General features: G+C 71.2%; 24 protein-coding genes. 6 read left to right on the top strand and 18 right to left on the bottom strand.

Features of this window, described 5'->3' with window-relative positions:
* Positions 1-5 precede the first annotated feature (5 nt).
* Genes AOM00_RS11345 through AOM00_RS11320 form a run of 6 tightly spaced genes read left to right on the top strand, consistent with a single transcriptional unit; the run spans position 6 to position 4,651 of the window.
* On the top strand, positions 6-809 hold the full coding sequence (locus AOM00_RS11345) for a thymidylate synthase (RefSeq protein ID WP_082096972.1): 804 nt from the start codon (positions 6-8) through the stop codon (positions 807-809).
* Positions 809-1,330, top strand: a complete 522-nt coding sequence (locus AOM00_RS11340) for a dihydrofolate reductase (RefSeq protein WP_062517890.1) — start codon at positions 809-811, stop codon at positions 1,328-1,330. Before AOM00_RS11345 ends, AOM00_RS11340 begins: the two co-directional genes overlap by 1 nt.
* Positions 1,331-1,385: 55 nt before the next feature.
* Positions 1,386-3,140: a GNAT family N-acetyltransferase gene (locus tag AOM00_RS11335; protein ID WP_169746846.1), complete on the top strand. Its 1,755-nt coding sequence runs from the start codon at positions 1,386-1,388 to the stop codon at positions 3,138-3,140.
* On the top strand, positions 3,110-3,829 hold the full coding sequence (locus AOM00_RS11330) for an AzlC family ABC transporter permease (protein WP_062517888.1): 720 nt from the start codon (positions 3,110-3,112) through the stop codon (positions 3,827-3,829). The genes AOM00_RS11335 and AOM00_RS11330 overlap by 31 nt, the downstream gene beginning before the upstream one ends.
* 14 nt (positions 3,830-3,843) lie before the next feature.
* Positions 3,844-4,149 (top strand): AzlD domain-containing protein, encoded by a 306-nt coding sequence (locus tag AOM00_RS11325; RefSeq protein WP_062517933.1) that lies wholly within the window; start codon positions 3,844-3,846, stop codon positions 4,147-4,149.
* A gap of 19 nt (positions 4,150-4,168) precedes the next feature.
* Entirely contained in the window at positions 4,169-4,651 is a 483-nt protein-coding gene (locus AOM00_RS11320; RefSeq protein ID WP_062517887.1) for a GNAT family N-acetyltransferase, read from the top strand.
* A 114-nt stretch (positions 4,652-4,765) separates the two neighbouring features.
* Here AOM00_RS11320 and AOM00_RS11315 read toward each other — a convergent pair whose 3' ends face one another.
* The 18 genes from AOM00_RS11315 to infB form a co-directional block, all read right to left on the bottom strand.
* Complete coding sequence (locus AOM00_RS11315) at positions 4,766-5,224, bottom strand: hypothetical protein (protein ID WP_156159143.1); 459 nt, start codon at positions 5,222-5,224, stop codon at positions 4,766-4,768.
* Positions 5,221-5,964 carry a 4-hydroxy-tetrahydrodipicolinate reductase gene (dapB, locus tag AOM00_RS11310; protein ID WP_062517885.1) on the bottom strand — a complete coding sequence of 248 codons (744 nt, stop codon included), beginning with the start codon at positions 5,962-5,964 and terminating at the stop codon, positions 5,221-5,223. Before dapB ends, AOM00_RS11315 begins: the two co-directional genes overlap by 4 nt.
* Before the next feature lie 47 nt (positions 5,965-6,011).
* A complete protein-coding gene (locus AOM00_RS11305) occupies positions 6,012-7,961 on the bottom strand; it encodes an efflux RND transporter periplasmic adaptor subunit (protein WP_062517884.1) in 1,950 nt (649 codons plus the stop codon).
* The gene (locus AOM00_RS11300) at positions 7,961-8,911 is read right to left on the bottom strand and encodes a hypothetical protein (protein WP_156159142.1); all 951 of its coding nucleotides are present in this window, start codon (positions 8,909-8,911) and stop codon (positions 7,961-7,963) included. Before AOM00_RS11300 ends, AOM00_RS11305 begins: the two co-directional genes overlap by 1 nt.
* A 38-nt stretch (positions 8,912-8,949) precedes the next feature.
* Positions 8,950-10,182: an ABC transporter permease gene (locus AOM00_RS11295; RefSeq protein WP_062517882.1), complete on the bottom strand. Its 1,233-nt coding sequence runs from the start codon at positions 10,180-10,182 to the stop codon at positions 8,950-8,952.
* On the bottom strand, positions 10,179-10,910 hold the full coding sequence (locus AOM00_RS11290; protein WP_062517881.1) for an ABC transporter ATP-binding protein: 732 nt from the start codon (positions 10,908-10,910) through the stop codon (positions 10,179-10,181). The genes AOM00_RS11295 and AOM00_RS11290 overlap by 4 nt, the downstream gene beginning before the upstream one ends.
* A 41-nt stretch (positions 10,911-10,951) precedes the next feature.
* The gene (locus AOM00_RS11285) at positions 10,952-12,163 is read right to left on the bottom strand and encodes an efflux RND transporter periplasmic adaptor subunit (RefSeq protein WP_062517880.1); all 1,212 of its coding nucleotides are present in this window, start codon (positions 12,161-12,163) and stop codon (positions 10,952-10,954) included.
* Between the two features lie 139 nt (positions 12,164-12,302).
* Entirely contained in the window at positions 12,303-13,622 is a 1,320-nt protein-coding gene (locus AOM00_RS11280; RefSeq protein WP_062517879.1) for a M16 family metallopeptidase, read from the bottom strand.
* Between the two features lie 135 nt (positions 13,623-13,757).
* The gene (locus tag AOM00_RS11275) at positions 13,758-15,974 is read right to left on the bottom strand and encodes a polyribonucleotide nucleotidyltransferase (protein WP_062517878.1); all 2,217 of its coding nucleotides are present in this window, start codon (positions 15,972-15,974) and stop codon (positions 13,758-13,760) included.
* 315 nt (positions 15,975-16,289) lie between these two features.
* Positions 16,290-16,559 (bottom strand): 30S ribosomal protein S15, encoded by a 270-nt coding sequence (gene rpsO, locus AOM00_RS11270; RefSeq protein ID WP_062301281.1) that lies wholly within the window; start codon positions 16,557-16,559, stop codon positions 16,290-16,292.
* Positions 16,560-16,697: 138 nt separating this feature from the next.
* A complete protein-coding gene (locus AOM00_RS11265) occupies positions 16,698-17,762 on the bottom strand; it encodes an amino acid ABC transporter permease (RefSeq protein WP_062517877.1) in 1,065 nt (354 codons plus the stop codon).
* Entirely contained in the window at positions 17,759-18,409 is a 651-nt protein-coding gene (locus AOM00_RS11260) for an amino acid ABC transporter permease (protein ID WP_062301277.1), read from the bottom strand. The genes AOM00_RS11265 and AOM00_RS11260 overlap by 4 nt, the downstream gene beginning before the upstream one ends.
* 57 nt (positions 18,410-18,466) lie before the next feature.
* Positions 18,467-19,357, bottom strand: a complete 891-nt coding sequence (locus AOM00_RS11255) for a glutamate ABC transporter substrate-binding protein (RefSeq protein WP_439644930.1) — start codon at positions 19,355-19,357, stop codon at positions 18,467-18,469.
* 61 nt (positions 19,358-19,418) lie between these two features.
* Positions 19,419-20,168: an amino acid ABC transporter ATP-binding protein gene (locus tag AOM00_RS11250; protein WP_062517875.1), complete on the bottom strand. Its 750-nt coding sequence runs from the start codon at positions 20,166-20,168 to the stop codon at positions 19,419-19,421.
* 93 nt (positions 20,169-20,261) lie between these two features.
* Positions 20,262-21,236, bottom strand: coding sequence for a bifunctional riboflavin kinase/FAD synthetase (locus tag AOM00_RS11245; protein WP_062517874.1), 975 nt, complete (start codon positions 21,234-21,236; stop codon positions 20,262-20,264).
* 36 nt (positions 21,237-21,272) lie between these two features.
* Positions 21,273-22,211 (bottom strand): tRNA pseudouridine(55) synthase TruB, encoded by a 939-nt coding sequence (gene truB, locus AOM00_RS11240; protein ID WP_062517873.1) that lies wholly within the window; start codon positions 22,209-22,211, stop codon positions 21,273-21,275.
* 3 nt (positions 22,212-22,214) lie between these two features.
* Complete coding sequence (gene rbfA / locus AOM00_RS11235; RefSeq protein WP_062517872.1) at positions 22,215-22,649, bottom strand: 30S ribosome-binding factor RbfA; 435 nt, start codon at positions 22,647-22,649, stop codon at positions 22,215-22,217.
* Positions 22,649-24,626, bottom strand: a 1,978-nt coding sequence (infB, locus tag AOM00_RS11230) for a translation initiation factor IF-2 (protein WP_062517871.1), incomplete at its 5' end; no start/stop codon positions are given. The genes infB and rbfA, both read right to left, overlap by 1 nt.

The raw sequence follows: 24,626 nt of genomic DNA, 5'->3' as shown, positions 1-24,626 counted from the left end.
AGCCCGTGACCGCGATCCCCACCCCGTACGAGGACCTGCTGCGCGACGTGATGGCCACCGGCACCCCCAAGGGTGACCGGACCGGCACCGGCACCGTCTCGGTCTTCGGCCGTCAGATCCGCTACGACCTCTCCCAGGGCTTCCCCCTCATCACCACCAAGCGCGTCCACACGCGCTCGGTCATCGGCGAGCTGCTGTGGTTCCTGCGCGGCGACACCAACGTGCGATGGCTCCAGGAGCGTGGCATCACCATCTGGGACGAGTGGGCTGACGAGCACGGCGAGCTGGGCCCGGTGTACGGCCACCAGTGGCGCTCGTGGCCCGCACCGGACGGCCGTCACATCGACCAGATCGCGGAGGTGGTCGAGCAGATCCGGTCCAACCCCGACTCGCGACGTCTGCTGGTCTCCGCGTGGAACCCCGCGGACATCCCGCAGATGGCGCTCGCCCCCTGCCACGCGATGTTCCAGTTCTACGTCGCGGACGGCAGGCTCAGCTGCCAGCTGTACCAGCGCAGCGCCGACCTCTTCCTGGGGGTGCCGTTCAACATCGCGTCGTATGCGCTGCTCACCCACATGATCGCCGCGCAGACCGGCCTCGAGGTGGGCGACTTCGTGTGGACCGGCGGCGACTGCCACATCTACAGCAACCACTTCGAGCAGGTGGAGCGGCAGCTCGCGCGCGATCCCTTCCCGTACCCGACGCTGCGCCTCGAGGCCAAGGACTCGCTGTTCGACTACGACATCGACGACGTGGTCATCGAGGACTACCAGCACCACCCGGGCATCAAGGCGCCGGTGGCCGTCTAGTGATCAAGGCCATCTGGGCGCAGGCCCGGGACGCGCAGGGGCGCCCTGTCATCGGTCTCGACGGCACGATGCCGTGGCACCTCCCGGAGGACCTCGCGCACTTCCAGCAGCTCACGCGCGGGCATGCGGTCGTGATGGGGCGCCGCACCTGGGAGTCGCTGCCGCCGCGCTTCCGCCCCCTGCCGGGTCGCGTCAACGTCGTGGTGACCTCCGGCGACGCGCCCGCAGGCGCGACCCGCGCATCGTCCCTCCACGATGCGCTGGACACCGCGGCGGCGCTGTCGCCGGGCACCGACAGGTGGGTCATCGGCGGCGCGGGCCTGTTCGCCGAGGCGCTCGCGCACGCCGATGTCCTCGAGATCACCGAGATCGACGCCGTGGTGGAGGGCGACACGTTCGCGCCGCTCCTCGCGTCCGACGACTGGGCCGTCGAGGCCGCCACGGAACCCTCCACCTCCGCCTCGGGCCTCGCGTACCGGTTCGTCACCTACGTGCCCGCCGAGGGTCACCGCCAGGACTGACGAGGGGCCGCCTGTGGGGCGCCTGGCCCCGCGGCGGGATGCCAGGATGAACGCCATGACCTGGCGCATCCCGGCACGCATCGAGACCGAGCGGCTGGTGCTGCGCCCGCTGGAGGGCGAGGACGACGTCGCGGCGTACCACGCATCGCTCGTCGCCCATGCCGAGCACCTGCGCCCGTGGATGGCGTGGGCCGTGGAGGAGCCGCTCCCGATCGAGAAGCACCGCGAGTGGATCGAGCAGTGCCTCGCCTGGATCGCCGCGGGCGGCAACGCCTACCTCGGCGTCTTCGACCGGGCCACCGGCGCGTTCCTGGGCACGTGCGGATTCCACGCGACCGACGACCCGAGCGTGCGTGAGATCGGGTACTGGCTCGGCGCGGATGCCGAGGGCCACGGCTACGCGAGCGAGGCCGCCATCGCGCTCATGGCGGTCGGGTTGCTTCACGCACGCGCCTCGCGCGTCGAGATCCGCGTGGTGCCCGCCAACGCGCGATCGAGCGCGGTCGCGCGCCGCTGCGGCTTCACGCTCGAGGGCGTCACGGCCCGCGAGGGCGAGGAGGCCATGGAGGTGTGGGTCGCGGACGTCGCGACGCTCACGCGGGAGCCCGCGGCCTCCACGCCCCTCCCCCGGCTCGCGGACGCCGCGGGCGCGACGCTCCCCTGGCCGCTGTGGCGCGTCCCCGCCCGCATCGAGACCGAGCGCCTGGTAGTCCGCCGCTTCCGGAACGAGGACGCCCCCGACGTCTCGCGCGTCATCGCGGCCAACCGTGAGCACCTGGTGCGGTTCCTGTCCTGGGCCGAGGACGAGCCGAGGAGCCCCGAGGCGCGCGCCGCCAAGCTCGCCCAGAACATCGCGCACCACGAGGCCGGCGTGGACTTCCTCATGGGGCTCTTCGACCGCGAGAGCGGCGAGTACCTGGGCAGCGCCGGCCTGCACCCGCTCGACGACCGCCCGGGCCTCGAGATCGGCTACTGGCTCTCCGCCGAGCACCAGGGCCGCGGGCTCATGTCCGAGGCGGTCGCCGCGCTCACCCGTGTCGGGCTGAGCCACGCCGGCGCCGAGACCGTCGAGATCTACCACCGGCCTGACAACACCCGCTCCGCGGCCGTCCCCCGTCGGCTGGGATTCGCCGACGCGGGGCTGACACGCGACACCGACGACGGCGACGAGGCCGCGCGCTGGGTCGCCGATCGGGGCACGCTCGCCCGAGAGCCGCTCGCGACGGCGCCGTTCCCCCGCCTAGAGGACGCGGACGGCACCCCGATCCCGTGGGAGATGTGGGACGTGCCGCCACGCGTCGAGACCGAGCGGCTGGTGCTGCGTCGCTACGAACCCGGCGACCTCGAGGGGATGCACGCGTCGATCCTCGACAACCTCGACCACCTGCGCCCCTTCATCCCGTGGGCGAAGCACGAGCCGCTCAGCCTCGCAGAGCGCGAGGAGCAGCTGGCCGAGTACCGCCGCGCCTTCGATGCGGGCGAGCAGTTCCGCTACGCGGTGGTCGACCGCGCCACCGGCGCGTTCATCGGCGGCGCCGGCCTGCACACCCGCGTGGGACCCGACGCGCTCGAGATCGGCTACTGGATCTCCGCCGACCGCGAGGGCCAGGGCCTGGCTTCGGAGGCGGTCCGCGCGCTCACGCGGGCCGCCTTCGCCGCGGGCGCGAGGCGGGCAGAGATCTGGTGCGACCTGGAGAATGCACGGTCCAACGCCGTCGCGGAACGCTGCGGCTTCGCCGCGCTCGGCGCGCGCCCGCGCGGAGGCGAGACGCTCTTCGCATGGGCGCTCGACGCCCCGACGGCGCCGTGACCCGCCGGCGTCTCGACGCGACGCGGCAGCAGGCGCTGTCGGTGTCGCTCGCCACCGGGGCGTACGGCCTCAGCTTCGGCGCGCTCTCGGTCGCGGCGGGGCTCGACGTGTGGCAGACGTGCGCGCTCTCCCTCCTGGTGTTCTCCGGAGGGTCCCAGTTCGCCTTCATCGGGGTGATCGGCGCGGGCGGCAACCCGTTCTCCGCAGTGGCCACCTCGACCTTCCTGGGCCTGCGCAACGGGTTCTACGGCGTGGGGCTCGCGCCCGTGCTGAGGCCGATGCACGGGTGGCGCCGCGCGGCGGCCGCCCAGGTCACCATCGACGAGTCGACCGCCGTGGCCCTCGCCCAGCCGGCCGAGGACCCCGACGCGCGCCGGACCGGGTTCTGGTGGACGGGAGCCGGGGTGTTCGTGGCCTGGAACGCGATCACGCTGCTCGGTGCGCTGCTGGGATCGCGCATCGGCGATCCCCGGGACTGGGGCCTCGACGCGGCCGCCGCGGCGGCGTTCCTCGCGCTCGTGTGGCCCCGCCTCGCGCATCGTCGCGCACAGGCCGTGGCCGCCGCCTCGTCCGTGCTCGCCCTCGCGCTCACCCCTGTGGTCCCCGCCGGGCTCCCCGTGCTCGCAGCCGCCACCGTCGCGATCGTCGCCGGCTGGGGCCATCCACGGCCCGAGGAGGTGCCGGAGTGAGCGCCTACGCATGGATGTGGGTCGCCATCGTCGCGGCAGGCCTGCTGTCGTGGGCGACCAAGCTCGCGGGCCACGCCGTCCCCGAGGCGTGGCTCGAGAACCCTCGCGTCCACCGCATCGCGGCCTTCGTGACCGTCGCGCTCCTCTCGGCGCTGGTCGGCGTCCAGACGTTCGCGAGCGGACGGACGCTCGTGGTCGACGCGCGGCTCGCCGCGATCGCGGTCGCCGCCGTGCTCCTGTGGCGGCGCGCTCCGTTCATCGTGGTGGTGGCGGTCGCGGCGGCGGTCGCAGCCGGCCTGCGTGCGCTGGGGTGGGGCTGAGCCGCCTACGCTGGTCCGCATGATCCACGCAGACGTCTCCGCCCGCCCCGCCGTCCCCGGTGACGAGGAGGCGATCGCCGCAATCCAGCTGGCCGCGTGGCGGGGATGGCTGGGCGACGCCGTCGACGCGCTGCCCGCCGAGGAGGTCGGGGCGCGATGGGCCGCCGCCATCGTGTCGCCGCCCTCGCGCGAGCACAAGGTGTTCGTCGCGTGCGACGGCCCGCGCGTGGTGGGCTTCGCGGCTCTCCAGCCCAGCGAGATCATCGCCCTCGAGGTCGCTCCCGAGCATCGTCGCGCCGGTCACGCCTCGCGCCTGCTGTCCGCGTGCATCGACACGCTGCGGGTGCAGGGGCGCGAGGAGGTCCGGGCCTGGACCCTGCAAGGAGATGAGGCGCGCGTCGCGTTCCTCACGTCCGCGGGCCTGGCCGAGGGCGGGCTTCGCCGCACCCTCGAGGGGCCCGCCGGAGACCTCGTCGAGGTCATGTACCGCGCGGGGCTGTGAAGCCTCACCCCGCCGCATCGCGACAGTGCCAACGGATCTCGCAGCGCCACGCCGTGGAAACCGTCCTGCCAGGCGTCGGCGCGCGGCGTGTCGGATCGAGCTCCGTTGCCGCTGTCAGCGTTGGGCGCGGAACAGCTCCGCCGCGTGCCGCAGCGCCTTGCGGGCCTCGGCCTTCTCCTTGACCTCGTCGTAGGCGAACGCGAGGTGGAACCATGCGGCCCAGTCCTCGGGCGCGAGCTCCACGCCCTGGCGTGCGACGTCGTACAGGTCGAGGGCCGCCTGCTCAGTGAGCCGGCCGGCGGGCGAGCGCTCGCCGTCATGGCGAGGGAGCCTGTCCTCGGCCTCGAGGCGCGAGGCCATCCGCTGGACCGTGATGCCGAGGCGCCACTCGTTGACCAGGTACCAGAGCGCGATCGCAGGGATGACGAGCACCAGGACCCCGAGCAGCTTGCCCACCACGCCGGTGGACTGCAGGAGCGCGAGGGCGATGTTCACCACGAAGCCCAGCAGCAGCGCGGCGAGCACCGTGGTCGCGATGGCCGCCATGAAGGCCGGCCGACGCATCACGCTCACAGCGACAGGTACCCGTCGAGCCCCACCGTGAGGCCCGGGCGACGCGCCACCTCCCGGACACCCAGCAGCACGCCGGGCATGAAGCTCACGCGGTCGAAGCTGTCCGTGCGGATGGTGAGCTGCTCGCCGGGGTTGCCGAGCAGGATCTCCTCGTGCGCGACGAGGCCGCGCAGGCGGACGGCGTGGATGTGGACGCCGTCGACCACGGCGCCGCGCGCGCCGTCGGGATCGTGAGTGGTGGCGTCGGGCGAGGGGCCGATGCCGGCGGCCGCCCGCGCGGCGGCGATGCCTGCCGCGGTGTGGAGCGCGGTCCCCGACGGCGCGTCGACCTTGTCCGGGTGGTGCAGCTCGACGATCTCGACCGACTCGAAGTAGCGGGCCGCCGCCGCGGCGAAACGCATCGAGAGCACCGCGCCGAGCGCGAAGTTCGGGGCGATGAGCACCCCGAGCTCGGGCCGCTCCTTGAGGTGCTCGTCGACCCGCAGCAACGCCTCCTCGGTCCACCCGGTGGTGCCCACCACCGCGTGGACGCCGGCGTCGATGAGCGCGTGGACGTTGGCCTCGGTCGCGCTCGGCACCGTGAAGTCGACGGCGACGTGCGCCCCCGCGCGCCCCGCCTCGGCGACGTCGTCAGCATGGTCCAGCGCGGCGACGAGCGCGAGATCCTCCGCTCCGTTCACCGCCTCGACCACATGGGAACCCATGCGCCCGGAGGCGCCCAGCACGGCGACGGAGATCATGCGTCGAGCGTACCGGGCGCCTCCGGGCGCGGGTTCCACGGTGCCTGCTATCCCTGGGGTCCTCCCTGGAAGCCGCCCTGCGGCATGCCACCGCCGGGGAACTGGCCCATCTGCTGCTGGTCGCTCGATCCCGAGTCTCCGTCGAGGCCCGACAGCAGGCCTCCCGAGCTGTCGGAGGACTCGTCGTCCGAGGTGACGGAGGCCGTCAGGTCCGCGAGGACCACCTGGTCCCCTGCGTCCAGCCCCGACAGGACCTCGGTGTAGACCGCGCCGATCGCCCCCGTCTCGATCGCGACGGACGACGCGGCGCCGTCCTCGCCCACCACCTGCACGGTCGCATCGCCGGCCGCGTCCGAGATCGCCGACGTGGGCACCACGAGCACGCCCGTCGCGCTGGCCACCGTGATCTGCATCCGCGTGGCCGCGCCGATCCGGATGTCGAATCCCGGGTCCGGCACCGCGATGGTCACCGCGTACGACTGCGAGTAGTCGTTGCCCGAGTTCACGTGCGAGACGCTCGAGACCGTGCCCGCCACCACCTCGCCGGTGCTGGTGAGCGTGAGCTCGGCGTCCTGCCCGGCCTCGAGCAGCTGGGCCTCCGTCAGGCTCACGGAGAGCGAGACGAGGTACGTGTTGTCGGCGATCAGGGTGATCGCGGTGGACGTGTCGCCGCCGGTCACCGAGTCGTCCTCGTCGAAGCCGATCGCCACGATCTCGCCGGCGACGGGCGCGGTGAGGGTCGCGTGCTCGAGCTGCGACCGCGCGACCGCGAGCTCGGCCTTCGCCGCGGTGATGTCGGCCTTGTCCGCGAGGATGTCGGCCGCGCTCGGCACGGATGAGGACGAGGATGAGGACCCGCCCATGCCCCCCGAGGACTGGGAGGACGAGCCGTCCGTGCCGCTCATCCCGCTCATCCCGCTTGCGCCGGAGCCGTCCTGCGAGGCGGCGTCGCCGCTCGGCGTCCCGGAAAGCTCCTGGTCGCCGCTCATGCCGCCCTGGTCGGACTCGCCGCCCTGAGCGGTGCCGGAGCCGCCACCCGTGCTGCCGCTCGTGCCGCCGCTCGTGCCGCCGTCGGCGGTGCCGGTGCCGCTCGCCGCGGCGGCGATCGCCTCCTGCAGCGTCGCCACGGCATCGTCGACGGCCGCAGCAAGCTCCATGAGCGTCGCCTGCGCGTCGATCGAGGCCTGCGATGCCGCGAGCGCGGCGGACGTGGCCTCCTGGCATGCGGCGAGCGCGTCCGCGGCATCGTCCGCGGAGCCGTCGTCGGAGGTGTCCGCGCCGTCGTCGTCCGCGGTGCCGGAACCGTCCCCGGCGGCATCGTCGTCGGTCGTCGCCGCGAAGGCGGCGCAGACCTCCTGTGCGGCGGTCGCGGCGTCCTGGGCCTCGGCCAGCAGGGCGGTCGCAAGGTCGTACTGCTCGAGCAGCGCGTCCTGCGCCGCGACGAGCGCCGCGCGCGCCGCCTCGACGGCGTCCGACGACTCCTCCGCGACGGTCACGATGCTCGTGTCGCCGGGCACGTACAACGCGGCGGTCACGGTGACAGCCGCCGAGGAACCTGCCGTCGAGCCATCGGTCGAGTACGACGCGGAGCTGGTGGTCGTGCTCGAGCTGCTCGACGTGCCCTCGGCCTGAGCCTCGAGGTCGTCCGCGAGCGCCTCCTTGGCATCCGCGAGCGCCTCCTTGGCCTCGGTGACGGCGTCGTCGAGATCGCTCGTGTCGAGCGTTGCGAGGACGTCGCCCGCCTCGACCACGTCACCGACCGCGACAGCGAGCGACTCGACGGTGCCGTCGAGCTGGAATGCGAGATCCTGCTCGCTCGCGGACGCGAGAGACCCCGTCGCCGTGAGCGTCTGGGTGACGTCGCCCGTTCCTGCCGTCGCGACCCGGTACTGGGCCGATGCCGAGGACGCCCCCGTGAGGAGCACCACCGCCACCACGCCGCCGACCGCGATCGGCGCCGCCGCGACGTGCCAGCCGCGGACGCGTCGCCGGGCCATCATCCCTCGCTCTCGAGCGCCGGCTCGCCGACGGCGGCCTGGTCGCCGTCGCCCCCGGGCATCCCGCCCATGCCGCCACGCCCGCCGAAGCCGCTCATCGAGACGCAGCCCTCGTCCCCGCCGTCGAATACGTAGAGCGAGGTCGCGGTGTAGCCGCCGGCGTCGTCCGAGGTGCCCGTCGCCGTGAGGCACATGCCCGCCTCGACGGCGTCGGCGTCAGCGGCCTCGCGCCCGGTGATGGCGGCGTCGCCGGAGACCGAGATGGTGGTCGACGCGCCGTCCGCGTCCTCCACGGTGAGGGTGCCGTCCGCGACGGCCGTCACGGTGCCGGTCGTGGCCGGCGTGAATCCGCCGCCCGTGGGCATCTCCGCCCCGTCGGGCATCTCCGCCCCGTCGGGCAGCTCCATGCCGTCGGGAGCCCCACCCTCGGGCAGCTCCATGCCGTCCGGCATGGCGGTCGGCATGTCGGACGGCATGCCCGCATCGTCACCGCCGCCGAAGCCGCCGCCGCCGAAGCCCGTCGCGCATGAGCCGTCCTCATCCGCGTCGGTGACCGTGATCTCCGTCGCGTCGTCATCGTCGTCCAGCGTGGCGACCACGCACTGCCCCACCTCGATGTCCGCGAGCGCGAGGGTCACCTGCCGGGTGATCTCCGTGTCCTCGGAGAAGGTCACCGCGGTCTGCGAGTCGCCGTCCTGCACCTGCGCGACGCCGTCCGAGACGTACGCGATCTCGCCGGTGAGCCCGCCGCGGCCTCCCCCGCCCATCTGCTCGTCGCCCTGACCGCCGCCGGGCACCTCGCCCAGCACGGCATCCGCGCCTGCCGACGATGCGGTCTCGGGCGCCGCGGAGGCCTCGGCCTCCGAGGCATCGGCCGAGCATCCGGCCAGCAGCGCGACGCCGCACAAGGTCGCCAGGGCGGTCATCCGGTTCGTGGTCCTACGGTTCATGGTCATGGTCCTTGGTTCCTGTTCTGATCTGTTCACGTCTACTGGTCGCGCAGCGCATCGATGGGGGCGAGCTTGGCGGCACGCGCCGCCGGGTACACGCCGAACACCGCGCCGATCCCGACCGCGACGACCACCGAGACCACCAGGGCGAGGCCCGAGATCACGATGGTCGAGCCGAGCACCGAGGGCAGCGCCAGCGCGAGCCCCACACCGATCGCGACCCCGATCGCGCCACCGCTGAGCCCGAGGATCATCGCCTCGATGAGGAACTGGTTGCGGATGTTCGCGGGAGCCGCGCCGAGCGCCTTGCGCAGGCCGATCTCCCTGGTGCGCTCGGTCACCGACACCAGCATGATGTTCATGACCCCGATGCCGCCCACGAGCAGCGCCAGCGCGGCGATCCCGGTGAGCAGCACCGTGAGCTTCTGGTACACGGACGTCGCCGCGTCGAGCAGCGAGTCCTGGACATCGATGGTGAAGTCCGCGTCATCGGCAGCCGCGATCCCGTGGAGGTTGAGCAGCAGCGACTCCGCCTCCTGCGAGGCGGCGCTCAGCAGGTTCGATGCCGCCGCCTTGATGTAGATGGTCGCGACGGACTCGCTCGAGCCCGAGTCGTCGAGCTGCTCCACCAGCGTGGTCATCGGCACCACCGCCATGTCGTCGAGCGACGTGTCGCCCGAGGACCCGGCCTCGCTCAGCACCCCGACCACCTCGTAGGTGTCGTCGTCGATGGTGACGTCCTGACCCACCACCGCCGCGGTGCCGAACAGCTCCTCCGCGGTCTCCGCGCCCAGCACGATCACGCTCGCGCCGGAGTCGACGTCCTCGTCCGTGAAGAACGAGCCGTACAGCAGCTCGCGCGAGCGGACCTCGGGCCAGCTGGTCGACGTGCCCGTGACGGTGGTGGTCCAGTTGCTCTCGCCGTACTCGAGCGAGACGCTCGCGGTCTTCTCCGCGGCGACCGCCATCGCGTCGGGCACCGCGACGGTCGAGGCGAGCGCATCGGCGTCGGCACGGGTCAGGGTGGTCCCCGAGCCGAAGCCGCCGCGCATGCCGCTCTCGTCCGTCGAGGACCCGGGCGACACGATGAGGAGGTCCGAGCCGAGCGCCGCGATCTGCTCGCTGACGTCCTTCTGCGTCCCGAGCCCCAGACCCACGGTGAGCACCACGGAGGCGATGCCGACCACGATGCCGAGCATCGTGAGCGCCGAGCGCATCTTGTGCGAGCGGATCGCACGCCAGGAGCTGGCGAGCAGGTCGGCGGGCCTCATTTGGCGATCTCCGTTCCCGTGCCGACGAACTGCCCGTCGGTCACGTTGTAGACCGTGCCGGCACGCGCCGCCACGTCGGACTCGTGCGTGATGAGCACGATGGTGCTGCCCTCCGCATGGAGGTCGTCGAGCATCCCGAGCACGTCCCTCGTGGAATGCGAGTCGAGGTTTCCCGTGGGCTCGTCGGCGAGGACGATCGCGGGCTCCGTCACCAGCGCACGCGCGATCGCGACACGTTGCTGCTGGCCCCCGGAGAGCTGGCCCGGGTGGTTGCGGCTCTTGTCTCCCAGCCCGACCCGCTCGAGCGCGACCATCGCGCGCTTGCGGCGCTCGGCCGGGGCGACCCCCGCGTAGATGAGCGGGAGCTCGACGTTGCCCAGCGCGGTCAGGCTCGAGAGCAGGTGGAACTGCTGGAAGACGAAGCCGATGCGGCGGTTGCGGGCGGAGGCGAGCGCGACCTCGTCCATGTGCGAGACGTCCTCGCCCGCGAGCACGTAGCTCCCGCTCGTGAGGACGTCGAGGCACCCCAGGATGTTCATGAGGGTGGACTTGCCGGATCCTGAGGGACCGACGATGGCGACGTACTCGCCCGGGTAGATGCGGCAGTCGATGCCCCGCAGGGCCTCGAACTCGATGTCCCCCGTGTGGTACGTCTTGCGGGCACCCGAGAGCTCGATGACCGGTGCGGCGGTCTCGAAGTGCGTGGTGGTGATGGCGGTGGCGGTCATGTGCGTCCTCGTCCGATAGATCCAGGTCGATGCGTGCCGGCCTACTGGCCGGGCATCGCGCCCATGCCGCCGGTCGGCATCTGGCCGCCGCCGAAGTCGCCCGTCGGCATCTCGCCGCCGCCGGGGAACTGGCCCCACTGCTGCTCGTCGGTGCCGCTGTCGGATCCGGAGCCGCCGGTGGCCACCGTCACGGCGAGCTGCTCGCCCTCCTCGAGGCCGTCGGTGACCTCGGTGTACGTGCCGATCGCCTCGCCCAGCGTGACGGTCCGCTCCTCCTCGTCGCCCGCATCGTCCACCACCGTCACGGTGGAGACGCCGTCGGCGGTGGTGATCGCGTTGGTGGGGATCGCGAGCACGTCGACCTGGCGGAGGTAGACGATCTCCGCGGTGACCGAGGTGCCCTCGTACAGGCCCTCGACGTCGCCGGTGACCTGCAGCTCGACCGCGTACGTGGCGCTGCCGCCGGTGGTGGTCGGCAGGTTCGCGATCTCGGTCACGATCCCGTAGAACTCGGAGTCGACGTCGTCGGCCGTGAAGGTCACCTGGTCGCCCTCGTCGATCAGCGCGACCTCGTCCTCCGACAGGCTCACGGACACCGTCCAGTCGTCCTGACCCACGATGGTGACGCCGCTCGACGTGGTGGTCGAGGTCGACGCCGTCGACATGCCGGTCGACCCGGAACCGCCGGACGACCCGCTCGAGACCACGTCGCCCACCTCGTAGGGCTGCGACGTGACCAGGCCGGCCATGTCCGCGACCAGCGTCGCGTCCTCCATGGCGTCCTCGGCGTCCGCGACCGACTCCTTGAGGAGCGCGACCTGCGCCTTGGCCGCCGCGATCTGCTTCTCGCTGGCCTCCGAGTCGTCGTCCTCATCCTTGAGGTTGGAGAGGTTGGCCCTCGCCTCCGCGAGGTCCGCCTGCGCCGCGCGCAGCGACGCCGTGAGCTGGAGGGTGTCGATGGTGGCGATCACGTCGCCCTCCTCGACCACGTCGCCGGCCGCCACGTTGACGGCGGTCACCGTGCCCGAGGCCTCGAACGCGAGGGAGTCCGTCGACACGGCCGCGAGCGAGCCCGTGGCGGAGACGGTCTCCTCGAGCGTCTGCAGCGACACGGTCACGGTCTGCTGACCGCTCGCGTCCATCGATCGCGTCTCCTGCACCGGGTCCGACCCGGTGCCCCACAGCGCCATCGCACCTGCGCCGAGTCCTGCGCCGGCCAGCAGGGTGCCGGTGGGGATCCCCCACGCTCGCACGCGGGTCCACCTCGAAGTGTTCTTGGGCATCGTCCGTCCGTTCGCATCGTCACGCCTTGACGATGCGAAGTTACGAACGGAACCTGGGAGAAGCCTGGGAGGTGGATAAGCGCAACATAAGCACTGCGCTCAGACGTCGTTATGCCGGGCCGACGCGCACCGAGACGCGCTCGCGCGACGCGATGTCCGCCGCGAGCGCGCGCACCTGGTCGGTGGTGACCGCGTGGACGTCGTCGAGCATCTCGGCGATGGACCACAGGTCGCCGAACACCAGCTCGGCCTTGCCCAGCCGCGACATGCGCGAGTACGAGTCCTCGAGGCGCAGCACCATGGAGCCCGCGATCTGGCCCTTGGCGCGCTCGAGCTCGGAGGCCGTGATGCCCTCGGCCATCCGCTCGAGCTCGACGGCCATGAGGCGCTCGACCTCGTCGACCTTGGCGGACGTGCATGCGCCGTAGACGCCGAACACTCCCGTCTCCGTGCTCGGGGCGCCGAACGAGTACACGGCATAGGTGAGGCCGCGCTTCTCACGGATCTCCTGGAACAGGCGCGAGCTCATGCCGCCGCCCAGGATCGCGTTGTAGACCGCGAGCACGCTGCGACGCTCGTCGGTCGCGCTGAAACCGCGCGTGCCGAGCAGCACGTGCGCCTGCTCGAGCTCGTGGCGGGTGATGCGGACCTCGGGCGTCAGGGTCGCCTCGACGGGCGCGAAGCGATCGCGACGGCCCGCGGGGACCACACCGTCCGCCAGCGTCCACCCGCCGCGCACCAGCGCCTCGGCGACCATGGCGCACACCGCGTCGTGGTCCACTCCCCCGGCGGCCGTGATGATGAGCCCCTCGGGCGTGTAGTGCTGCTGGTAATGCTCCCACACCGCGTCGCGCGTCACCGCGTTGATGATCTCGGGCGTGCCTCCGATGGGGCGGCCCAGGACGTGCCCGCCCAGGACCGCCTCGGTGAAGCGCTCGTGGATGACGTCGCCCGGGTCGTCCTCGTTCATCGCGAGCTCCTCGAGGATCACCCCGCGCTCCATGTCGAAGTCGGCCTGGTCGAGCCGGGCGCTGGTGACCATGTCGAGGATCACGTCGATGGCCATCGGCAGGTCCGTGTCGATCACCCGCGCGTAGTAGCAGGTGTACTCCTTGCCGGTGAGCGCGTTGGACTCGCCGCCCACGCGGTCGAACTCCTCCGCGATGTCGAGCGCGGTCCGGCGTCGGGTCCCCTTGAACAGCAGGTGCTCGAGGAAGTGCGTCGAGCCGGCGTGCTCCGGCGCCTCGTCACGCGAGCCGACGCCGATCCACGCGCCGAGCGTCGCCGAGCGCATGCCCGGGATCTGCTCGGTGAGCACGCGCACGCCTCCCGGCAGGATCGAGCGGCGGATGACCGCGCCGTGGTCCTGCTCGACGGTGATGTCGGAGCCGATGGCGCCGGCGTGCACGAGGGGAAGCATGTGAGGCATGAGGGCGAGCCTAGTCGCGGCGCGACGCTCCCACCGCCCGCGCTCGGTGCGCGGAGCCCCGTGCCTGCGCAGGAACGCCGAAGGGCGGCCGGGTCACCCCGACCGCCCTTCGAGCGGAACTGCGTCAGACCGGGCTTACGCCTCGACGGTCTCCTCGGCGGACGCCTCGGCACCCGCCTCCTCGACCACGCCGAGCGAGAGCTTGCCGCGCGGGTCGACCTCGGTGATCTCCACCTGGATCTTCTGGCCCACGGACAGGACGTCCTCGACGTTGTCGACGCGCTTGCCGCCCACGAGCTTGCGGATCTGCGAGATGTGCAGAAGGCCGTCCTTGCCCGGGGTGAGCGAGATGAAGGCGCCGAACGCGACGGTCTTCACCACGGTGCCGACGAAGCGCTCGCCGACCTCGGGGACGTGCGGGTTCGCGATCGCGTTGATCGCGGCGCGCGCGGCCTCCGCCGACGGACCGTCGGTGGCGCCGATGTACACGGTGCCGTCGTCCTCGATCGAGATGTCGGCGCCCGTGTCGTCCTGGATCTGGTTGATCATCTTGCCCTTGGGGCCGATGACCTCGCCGATCTTGTCGACGGGGATGCGCACCGCGATCACGCGCGGGGCGTGCGGGCTCATCTCGTCGGGCTCGGAGATGGCCTGCGCCATCACGCCGAGGATGTGGACGCGGGCGTCGTACGCCTGCTGCAGCGCGCCGGCCAGGACCGAGGCGGGGATGCCGTCGAGCTTGGTGTCGAGCTGGATCGCGGTGACGAACTCGGAGGTACCGGCGACCTTGAAGTCCATGTCGCCGAACGCGTCCTCGGCGCCCAGGATGTCGGTGAGCGCCGCGTAGCGGGTCTCGCCGTCGACCGTGTCGGACACGAGGCCCATCGCGATGCCCGCGACGGGGGCCTTGAGCGGCACACCGGCGTTGAGCATGGCGAGCGTCGACGCGCAGACCGAGCCCATCGAGGTCGAGCCGTTCGAGCCGAGCGCCTCGGACACCTCACGGATCGCGTAGGGGAAGTCCTCGCGCGACGGGAGCACGGGCACCAGGGCACGCTCGGCGAGCGCACCGTGGCCGATCTCGCGGCGCTTCGGCGAGCCCACGCGGCCCGTCTCACCCGTCGAGAACGGCGGGAAGTTGTAGTGGTGCATGTAGCGCTTGTGCGTCTCGGGCGAGAACGAGTCGATCTGCTGCTCCATCTTGAGCATGTTGAGCGTGGTGATACCCATGATCTGGGTCTCGCCGCGCTCGAAGATCGCGGAGCCGTGCACGCGGGGCACCACGGCGACCTCGGCCGAGAGCGGACGGATGTCCTTGAGGCCGCGGCCGTCGATGCGGACGCCGTCCTTGAGGATGCGCTGGCGGATGGTCTGCTTGGTGACCGAGCGGACCACCGCGGAGATCTCCTTCTCGCGGCCCTCGAACTGGCCCGAGAACTGGTCGAGCGCGCCGGCCTTGATCTCGTCGAGGCGGTTCTCACGCGTCTGCTTGTCCGCGATCTGGAGCGCCTCGGCGAGGTCGCCCTCGATCGCGGGCGCCACGGCGCCGAACACGTCGTCCTGGTAGTCGAGGAAGCGCGGGAACTCCGCGGTCTCCTTGGCCGCCTTCGCCGCGACGTCGGCCTGCGCCTCGCACAGCGCGCGGATGAACGGCTTGGCGGCCTCGAGGCCCTCGGCCACGACGGTCTCGGTGGGCGCCTGAGCACCCTCGGAGATGAGGTCGAAGGCGTTCTCGGTCGCCTCGGCCTCGACCATCATGATCGCGACGTCGTCACCGACGACACGGCCGGCCACGACCATGTTGAAGACGGCGTTCTCCATCTCCGACCAGCGCGGGAAGCACACCCACTGGCCCTCGACGAGCGCGATGCGCACGCCACCGATGGGGCCCGAGAAGGGCAGGCCTGCGAGCTGGGTGGACATCGAGGCCGCGTTGATCGCGATGACGTCGTACTGGTCGTCCGGGTGGATCGCGAGGACGTCGACGACGACCTGGATCTCGTTGCGCAGACCCGACACGAAGGACGGGCGCAGCGGACGGTCGATCAGACGGCACGTGAGGATGGCGTCCGTGGTGGGACGGCCCTCGCGGCGGAAGAACGAGCCGGGGATCTTGCCGGCGGCGTACTGACGCTCCTCGACATCCACGGTCAGGGGGAAGAAGTCGAAGCCGTCGCGCGGGGCCTTCGAGGCCGTGGTCGCGGACAGCAGCATGGTCTCACCGTCGAGGTACGCGACGGCGGAGCCGGCGGCCTGCTTGGCGAGACGTCCCGTCTCGAACCGGACGGTGCGGGTGCCGAAGCGACCGTTGTCGATCGTGGCCTCGGCGAACTGGATCTCAGGACCCTCCATCAGGAGCTGCTCCTTGCCTATTCGTGGCAGGCAGGCGGATGCGGCTCACGCCGCGTCACTGATCGTCAGTCGAAACGCGCAGAAGAATCCCATCGAGGTGGGGTTCTGATCGTCACCACCGAGGATCAGCATCCGGCTGGCCTGCCAGGTTGAGTTGGGTGGCCCGGCGAACCGGACCGCGAACATCCTATCAGCGGGGACGCACGATGCGCGGCGGACGGACGGCCCGCATCGTCCCCGGATACGCGAAAGCCCGGCCGCTGCGACCTCGGAATGGAGGGAGCGGCCGGGCAGACGCCTGGCGGGGCTGCGCGCTTAGCGGCGCAGGCCCAGACGGGCGATGAGGGCGCGGTAGCGCTCCACGTCGACACGCTGGAGGTAGTTGAGGAGGTTGCGGCGACGGCCGACCAGGAGGAGCAGGCCACGACGCGAGTGGTGGTCGTGCTTGTGCTCCTTCAGGTGCTCCGTCAGGTCCTTGATGCGCTGGGTCAGGACGGCGACCTGGACCTCGGGAGAGCCGGTGTCGCCCTCGCGGGTCGCGTACTCGGCCATGATGGACTGCTTCACTGCTGCGTCGAGCGCCACTGTGATCTCTCTTTCGTCTCGCTGCGCGGCGCAACCGGGCTTGTTCTCCGGTGCTCTGGGATCCGCGGCCGTTCTTACGGCGACGATCAAGCATACAGGACGCGGGCGCTCCGCCGCGACCGCACCCAGGCGGGCGCGCTACCGGCTGTCGCCCGTGCGCGTGTTGTGCCGCAGCGACTGCGCGGTCGGGTCACCAAGATACGCCTGACGGCGGCGCTCGCCCTCGTCGTCGCCGGGGCGCCGCTGCGGGATCGGGCGCGACTCGGGACGCCGCCCCGCGCCGAACACCGGGTCGCCGGCGTGCGCCCCCTCCTCCCGGGCAGGTCCACCGACGCCGGACTGCGGGATGGGACCCGCAGGGCCGATCTCGGGAGGCTCGATGCCCTTCCCTCCCCCGCCCTCGCGCAGGCGGCGCTCGACGAAGGTGGCCAGCCGCGAGACGGACATGTTGATGAGGATGTAGATCCCCGCGCCCACCGTGAAGAACACGATGCGCGACTCCGAGCCGAAGAACTCGGAGTTGAGCTTCATGGTCCGCAGCAGCTCCTCGTAGGCGATGATGAAGCCGAGCGACGTGTCCTTGAGCAGCACCACCAGCTGGGAGATCAGAGCCGGGAGCATGATGCGCACGGCCTGCGGCAGCTCGATGATGAGCGTGGTGCGCATCGTGGACAGGCCGATGCTCAGCCCGGCCTCGCGTTGCCCCTTCGGGAGCGCGGCCAGCCCGGCGCGCAGGATCTCCGCGACCACGGCCGCGTTGTAGACCACCAGGCCGAAGACCACGGACCAGAGGAACGGCCAGCCGAAGACAAGCTTCGCGAGGAACATCAGCAGCAGCACCGGGAGGCCGCGCGCGAGCTCGGTGAGCACGGTGGGCGGCACCGACACCCAGCGCGAGCGGGCCCCGCGGCGGATGATCGCGATCCCGCCGCCGATGAGCATCGCGATGGGCGCCGCGATGCCGGCCGCGAGCAGCGTCCTGCCGAGGCCGCGAGCGAGCGATCCCCAGACGTCCGCCGGGGTCTGGCCGCGCGCGCCCTCCCACAGCACAGCCCAGCGGTCGTTGAAGATGTCGCGCTGCCAGAACGAGTACCCGATCCACGCGACGACGGCCACGAAGACGAGCGAGAAGACGATGTTGAGGGTCCGGTCCAGGCGCTTCGCGCGCGGGCCGGGGGCGTCGTAGAGGATCGATCCGCTCATCGGGCGAATGCCACCTTCCGCTCGATCCGGGCCGCCAGGAGGCCCAGCGGGATGGTGATGACCAGGTACATGAGGCCGATCCCGAAGAAGATGACGATGCCGTCCGCCGGGTGCTTGTTGGTGAGCCGCTGCATGCTCGCGACCAGCTCGAAGTACGCGAAGCCGGCCGCGACCGAGGTGTTCTTCGTGTGCGCGATGAGCACCGAGATGAGCGGCGGGATCGCGGTCCGCCACGCCTGCGGGAGCACCACCTGGGAGAGGGTCTGGCCGAACGTCAGGCCGATGCTGCGCGCGGCCTCGGCCTGCCCGACCCCCACCGAGTTCACGCCGGAGCGCAGCGCCTCGCACACGAACGACGAGGTGTACAGCGTCATGGCGATGACCGCGATCCAGAACCCCAGCGGCGGCACGAAGCCGATGGACGGGGCGACGAAGACCCAGAAGAAGAACATCACCGTGAGCGGGGTGTTGCGCACCAGCTCCACGTACCCCGTCCCGAAGGTGCGCAGGGGCCCGACCGGCGAGACGCGCATCACCGCGAGCAGGGTGCCCCACACGAGCGCGAGAGCGCCCGACACCACGGTGAGGCTCAGCGTCGCGAGGAACGCGCCCCAGATGGTGCCGAACTCGTCGATGAACGTGCCCATGCTCTCCTCCGGACGTACCGTGCGGCCCGTCCTGCGACGGGCCGCACGGCGATGCCGCTAGTTCTCGTAGCGGTCCACGGTCGGGACCTCGGGCTCCGGCAGGATGTCGCCGACGTTCTCGTTCCACGCCTCGAGCCAGCGGCCGTCCTCGAAGATCTCCTCGAGCACGTCGTTGATCCACATGCGGAACTCGGTGTCGTCGTGCGCGAGGCCGATCCCGTACGGCTCCTCGGTGAAGGGCTCGCCTACCACCTTGAACTCGTCCGGGTACTGGTCGACGTAGCCCGCGAGGATCACGTTGTCGGTGGTGACCACGTCGACCTGGCCGTTGCGCAGCGGGTCGAGGCAGTCGCCGTACGCCGCGAAGAGCGACAGCTCGGCGTCGGGGTAGTTCTCCTCGATGTTCGCCGCGGGGGTCGACCCCTCGACGGAGCAGACCTTCTTCCCCGCGAGGTCGTCGGGGCTGGAGATGTCCTCGTTGTCGACCATCACCATGAGCGCCTGGCCCGCGTTGTAGTAGGGCCCGGCGAAGCTCACCAGCTCCTTGCGGTCGTCGTTGATGGTGTACGTCGCGACGACGATGTCGACCGAGCCGTCCTGGATGAACGGCTCGCGGTTCGCCGAGACGGTCTCGACCCACTCGATCGAGTCCTCGTCGATGCCCAGCTCCGACGCGATGATCTTGCCGATCGACACGTCGAAGCCCACCGGGTCGCCCGAGGGCGGCTTGAGCCCGAAGAGCGGCTGGTCGAACTTGGTGCCGATGGTGATGCTTCCCGCCTCGGCGAGCGCCGCCATCGTCGACCCCTCGGGGAAGTCCCCCGCGGTCATGGCATCGTCGCCTGCCATCGAGTCGTCGGTCTCCGAGCCGTCGTCGGACCCGCATGCGGCGAGCATCGCCGCGGCGGCCACTCCGAGCGCGGCTACCGCCGCCTTCCTCCGGATCATCATGGTCCTTCTCCTCTCCCTCGCCCCTGCCAGGGCGCTGATGTTGGAACCTGGGGAACCCCTAGTGCGTGAGGATCTTCGACAGGAAGTCCTTCGCCCGCTCCGACCGCGGGTTCGTGAAGAACTCCTCCGGCGTGGCCTGCTCGTGGATGCGTCCGTCCGCCATGAACACCACGCGGTTCGCGGCCTTGCGGGCGAAGCCCATCTCGTGGGTGACGACGATCATGGTCATGCCCTCGTGCGCGAGCGTGACCATGACGTCGAGCACCTCGTTGATCATCTCGGGGTCGAGCGCGCTGGTGGGCTCGTCGAACAGCATCACCTTGGGCTTCATCGCGAGGGACCGCGCGATCGCGACGCGCTGCTGCTGGCCGCCGGACAGCTGCGCGGGGTACTTCTGCGCCTGGTTCGCGACGCCCACGCGCTCGAGAAGCGCCATCGCCTCCTCGCGGGCCTGCGCCTTGGGCTCCTTCTTCACCTTGACGGGCCCGAGCGTGACGTTCTCGAGGATGGTCTTGTGCGCGAAGAGGTTGAAGGACTGGAACACCATCCCGACCTCGGCGCGCATCTGCGCGAGCGCCTTGCCCTCCTGCGGCTGCACCTCCCCGTCGACCGTGATGGTGCCGGAGTCGATGGTCTCGAGACGGTTGATCGCGCGGCACAGCGTCGACTTCCCCGAGCCCGAGGGGCCGATCACGATGACCACCTCGCCGCGCGCGACGGTGAGGTCGATGTCCTGGAGCACGTGGAGCTCCCCGAAGTGCTTGTTGACCTTGTCGAGCACCACGAGAGCGTCGCTGGAGGCTGGCATCTTTCGACCATAGCCCGCCGAACCGGACAAAGCGCGATAGCGACGCGATCGTGACCGAGACTTAATCCCCTGGTAACACCCTCCGCGGTGGGATCACGCGCGAATCGCGAGCACCTCGCGGCACCAGTCGACGTCCTCGCCGAGCGCCTCGATGAGCGCGTCGAGCGACCCGAAGTCGAGCATCGGCCGGCGCCACTCGACCAGGTCGAGGGCGACCTCCGCGTCGTACAGGTCGATGCCCGTCCGGTCGATCGCGAACGCCTCGACCCGGAGGTCCGTGCCACCCACCGTGTAGTTCATCCCGAGGCTCACGGCTGCGGGCATCCGCTGCCCCACCAGGCCCTCCGCCCGGGCGTTGCCGCGCGCGTCGAGCACCGTGAGCCATGCCGCGAAGACGCCGTGGCGCGGGATCATCCCTGCGGAGTGGTCGAGGTTCGCGGTCGGGAAGCCGATCTCGCGTCCGAGCGCGTCGCCGTGGATCACCGTGCCGCGGATGCGGTGCTCACGTCCCAGGACGTCGTTGGCGCCCGGCAGGTCGCCGGACTCGAGCAGCTCGCGCACCCAGGTCGACGACCAGCGGCGGCCGGACTCGGACACCGCGCAGGCGTCGTCGATGATGTCCACCGCGAAGCCGAGCTCGGATCCGAGCTCCCGCATGGTCGCCACGTCCCCGGCGTTCCCGCGCCCGAAGCGGGTGTCGCGTCCGACCACCACGCACGAGGCCCGCAGGCCCCGCACCAGGTAGTCGCGAACGAACTCCTCGGGCGTCTGGCGCGCGAAGTCGAGCGTGTAGCGCACCACCAGGACCCCGTCGAGCCCCGTGGCGGCGAGCCGCTCGAGGCGGTCCTCGATGCCCGTGATGAGCTCGGGCGTGTGGGCGGGATCATGCACCGCCTTGGGGTGCGGGTCGAATGTCATCGCGAGCGCGACGTGACCGCGCGCACGCGCATCGGCGACCATCGCCTCGAGCACCGCCTGGTGCCCCCGATGGACGCCGTCGAAGTTCCCGAGCGTCACCACGGCCGGGCCGAGGTCGGGGATCTCCGCGAGCGAGCGCCACACATGCATGAGGGACATTGTGCCCGAGCGGGCGGGAACCGCCGGTCAGGAGGCGGACGATGCGCCGGCGGGCTCGAAGACCACGACCGGCTTGGCGCGGCCGCCCTTGGGCTCGAGCACAGCGATCGCGCGAGGTCCGGGGGCGATCGCCACCGTGGGGCCGCCGACCGTCGCGTCGATGAACTGCCCGAAGCCGAGCGCCGTCGCGTCAGCGTCGGAGACCTCGAGGACGGGAAGCGTGGCCGAGGCCGCCTCCGCGAGCGACGTGCGGGGCAGCTCCTGCCCCGCCTCGACAACGGCTCCGAGATCCTCGAGCGTGCGCGCGAGGTCGAGCCCGATGCCGCCGACGCGGGTGCGGCGCAGCGCCGTGAGATGGCCCCCGACCCCAAGAGCGGCTCCCAGGTCGCGCGCGAGCGCGCGGACGTAGGTGCCCGAGGACACCTGGACCGAGACGTCGAGGTCGATCACGGCGGTGCCGTCCTCGGCCTCCGTGCGCCGGATGGCGAGGACGTCGAACGCCGCGACCGTCACCGGTCGCTCTGGCAGCTCGACGTCCTCGCCCCCGCGCACACGCGCATACGCGCGCTTGCCGTCGACCTTGATCGCGCTCACCGCGCTCGGTCGCTGGAGGATCTCCCCCGTGAGCCGGGCGATGGCGGGAAGGATGGCCTCGTCCGTGACCGCGGACGTGTCCGTGGCCCCGGTGACCTCTCCTTCCGCATCGTCCGTGACAGTCGCCTGTCCGAGGCGGATCGTCGCCTCGTAGCCCTTATCGTGCCCGACGATGTACGTGAGCAGGCGCGTGGCGCGCCCAATTCCCAGAACCAGCACCCCGGTGGCCATGGGGTCGAGCGTGCCGGCGTGGCCGACCTTGGAGGTCTGCGCCAAGCGCCGCACACGCCCGACCACGTCGTGGGACGTCCAGCCCTGAGGCTTGTCCACGACGACGATGCCCGGAGCGGGCTCCGGGCCTCGCCTGCCCATGTCCTAGTCCTGGTCCTCGTCGGCGGGACGCTTGTAGGGGTCCGCGCCGCCGGCGTAGTCCGCGTTCTCACGCAGCCGCTTGAGCTCCTCGTCCCGCACATGCGCCTCGTGGAGGGCACGGTCGAGCGACGCCGCCGTCTCAGGCACGGCATCGAGGTGGAACTCGAGCGTCGGCGTGAGACGGATGCCGAGGCCCGCGCCCACGAGGGACCGCAGCCGGCCCTTGGCCTTCTGCAGCGCCTTCGCGGCGTCCTCCCGCTCGGTGTCGCCACCCATGACGGTGTAGAACACCGAGGCCTGCTGGAGGTCGCCGGTGACGCGCACATCGGTCACCGTGACGAACGCCAGCCGCGGATCCTTGATCTCGGTCTGGAGCCCGCGGGCGACGATCTTCTTGATCGTGCCCGCGAGCTTCAGAGCCCTCGCCTTGTCAGCCATCAGGACCTCGGGATCTCGACCATCTCGAAGGTCTCGATGATGTCGCCGACCTGGATGTCGTTGAACTTGCCGAGGCCGATACCGCACTCGTAGCCGTCGCGCACCTCGGTGGCGTCGTCCTTGAAGCGGCGCAGCGTCTCGATGGTCGGCTCGCCGATGACGACGCCGTTGCGCACCACCTTGGCCTTCGCGTTGCGGCGGATGACACCGGTGCGCACCAGCGAACCGGCGATGTTGCCGAACTTGGAGGAGCGGAAGATCTCCATGATCTCCGCGCCACCGACCTGACGCTCCTCGAACTCGGGCTTGAGCATGCCCTTGAGCGAGGCCTCGACGTCCTCGAGCGCACGGTAGATGACCGAGTAGAAGCGCATGTCCACGCCCTCGCGATCCGCGAGGTCCTGGACGCGCTCGGCCGGGCGCACGTTGAAGCCGATGATGATCGCGTTGTCGACCGTCGCGAGGTTGACGTCGTTCTGCGTCACCGCACCGACACCGCGGTGGATGATGCGCAGGTCGACCTCGTCGCCCACGTCGATCTGGAGCAGCGCGTCCTCGAGGGCCTCGACGGCACCGGACACATCACCCTTGATGATGAGGTTGAGGGTGTCGACCTTGCCCTCCTCGAGGGCCTTGTTGAAGTCCTCGAGGGAGATGCGCTTGCGACGCTTCGCGAGCTGTGCGGCGCGCTCGGCGGCCTCACGCTTCTCGGCGATCTGACGGGCCGTGCGGTCGTCGTCCGCCACCAGGAAGGTGTCGCCGGCGCGGGGCACCGACGTGAGGCCGATGACCATGACCGGACGCGCGGGCAGCGCCTCCTGGACCTGGTTGTCGTGCTCGTCGAACATCGCACGGACGCGGCCGTAGGCCGTGCCCGCGACGATCGCGTCGCCGACCTTCAGCGTTCCCGAGTTGACCAGGACGGTCGCCACGGCGCCGCGGCCCTTGTCGAGGTGCGCCTCGACGGCCACACCGCGGGCGTCCTTGTTCGGGTTCGCACGCAGGTCCAGACCGGCGTCGGCGGTGAGCAGGACGGCCTCGAGGAGGTCCTCGATGCCCTGGCCCTTGAGCGCGGAGACGTCGACGAACATCGTGTCGCCGCCGTACTCCTCGGCCACCAGGTTGTACTCGGTGAGCTGCTGGCGGATCTTGGCCGGGTTCGCACCCTCCTTGTCCACCTTGTTGACCGCGACCACGATCGGCACGTCGGCCGCCTGGGCGTGGTTGAGCGCCTCGATGGTCTGCGGCATCACGCCGTCGTCCGCCGCGACCACGAGGATCGCGATGTCCGTGACCTTCGCACCACGGGCACGCATGGCGGTGAACGCCTCGTGACCCGGGGTGTCGATGAACGTGATGGCGCGGTCGTTGCCCTCGTGGGTGGTGTGCACCTGGTAGGCACCGATGTGCTGGGTGATGCCACCGGCCTCGCCCGAGATGACGTCCGCGTTGCGGATCGCGTCGAGAAGGCGCGTCTTTCCGTGGTCGACGTGACCCATGACGGTGACGACCGGCGGACGTGCCTCGAGCTCCTCATCGGTCTCGGCGGCCAGCTCGGCCTCGATGTCGATGTTGAAGTCCTCGAGCAGCTCGCGGTCCTCCTCCTCGGGGGACACGATCTGGATGACGTAGCCCAGCTCGCTGCCGAGAGCCTCGAAGGTGTCCTCGTCGAGCGACTGCGTCGCGGTGGCCATCTCCCCCAGGTGGAAGAGGACGGTCACGAGCGACGCGGGGTTGACGTCGATCTTCTCGGCGAAGTCGGTGAGCGTCGCACCGCGGCGCAGACGGATCAGCGTGTTGCCGTCGCCCCGAGGGATCTGCACGCCGCCGATCGCGGGAGCCTGCTGCTGCTCGTACTCTGCCCGCTTCGCGCGCTTCGACTTCCGACCGCGGACGGGCTTGCCTCCGGCACGACCGAACGCACCAGCGGTGCCGCCGCCACGGCCACGGCCACCGGGAGCCGGACGGCCGCCGGGG

It is taken from the genome of Demequina gelatinilytica (assembly GCF_000971115.1).
Classification (GTDB): domain Bacteria; phylum Actinomycetota; class Actinomycetes; order Actinomycetales; family Demequinaceae; genus Demequina; species Demequina gelatinilytica.
The sequence above is the reverse complement of the archived record's forward strand: the minus strand, read 5'-3'. Positions and strand labels throughout refer to the sequence as shown.

Bases quoted from the DNA above. Each gene is read 5' to 3' on its own strand.
- AOM00_RS11295 (WP_062517882.1), bottom strand. From the start codon at position 10,182: ATGAGGCCCGCCGACCTGCTCGCCAGCTCCTGGCGTGCGATCCGCTCG.
- AOM00_RS11265 (WP_062517877.1), bottom strand. From the start codon at position 17,762: ATGAGCGGATCGATCCTCTACGACGCCCCCGGCCCGCGCGCGAAGCGC.
- AOM00_RS11275 (WP_062517878.1), bottom strand. From the start codon at position 15,974: ATGGAGGGTCCTGAGATCCAGTTCGCCGAGGCCACGATCGACAACGGT.
- AOM00_RS11330 (WP_062517888.1), top strand. From the start codon at position 3,110: ATGGGCGCTCGACGCCCCGACGGCGCCGTGACCCGCCGGCGTCTCGAC.
- AOM00_RS11255 (WP_439644930.1), bottom strand. From the start codon at position 19,357: ATGATCCGGAGGAAGGCGGCGGTAGCCGCGCTCGGAGTGGCCGCCGCG.
- rbfA (WP_062517872.1), bottom strand. From the start codon at position 22,649: ATGGCTGACAAGGCGAGGGCTCTGAAGCTCGCGGGCACGATCAAGAAG.
- AOM00_RS11305 (WP_062517884.1), bottom strand. From the start codon at position 7,961: ATGGCCCGGCGACGCGTCCGCGGCTGGCACGTCGCGGCGGCGCCGATC.
- AOM00_RS11320 (WP_062517887.1), top strand. From the start codon at position 4,169: ATGATCCACGCAGACGTCTCCGCCCGCCCCGCCGTCCCCGGTGACGAG.
- dapB (WP_062517885.1), bottom strand. From the start codon at position 5,964: ATGATCTCCGTCGCCGTGCTGGGCGCCTCCGGGCGCATGGGTTCCCAT.
- AOM00_RS11325 (WP_062517933.1), top strand. From the start codon at position 3,844: ATGTGGGTCGCCATCGTCGCGGCAGGCCTGCTGTCGTGGGCGACCAAG.
- truB (WP_062517873.1), bottom strand. From the start codon at position 22,211: ATGGGCAGGCGAGGCCCGGAGCCCGCTCCGGGCATCGTCGTCGTGGAC.
- AOM00_RS11290 (WP_062517881.1), bottom strand. From the start codon at position 10,910: ATGACCGCCACCGCCATCACCACCACGCACTTCGAGACCGCCGCACCG.
- AOM00_RS11300 (WP_156159142.1), bottom strand. From the start codon at position 8,911: ATGAACCGTAGGACCACGAACCGGATGACCGCCCTGGCGACCTTGTGC.
- AOM00_RS11260 (WP_062301277.1), bottom strand. From the start codon at position 18,409: ATGGGCACGTTCATCGACGAGTTCGGCACCATCTGGGGCGCGTTCCTC.
- AOM00_RS11280 (WP_062517879.1), bottom strand. From the start codon at position 13,622: ATGCCTCACATGCTTCCCCTCGTGCACGCCGGCGCCATCGGCTCCGAC.
- AOM00_RS11250 (WP_062517875.1), bottom strand. From the start codon at position 20,168: ATGCCAGCCTCCAGCGACGCTCTCGTGGTGCTCGACAAGGTCAACAAG.
- AOM00_RS11245 (WP_062517874.1), bottom strand. From the start codon at position 21,236: ATGCATGTGTGGCGCTCGCTCGCGGAGATCCCCGACCTCGGCCCGGCC.
- AOM00_RS11335 (WP_169746846.1), top strand. From the start codon at position 1,386: ATGACCTGGCGCATCCCGGCACGCATCGAGACCGAGCGGCTGGTGCTG.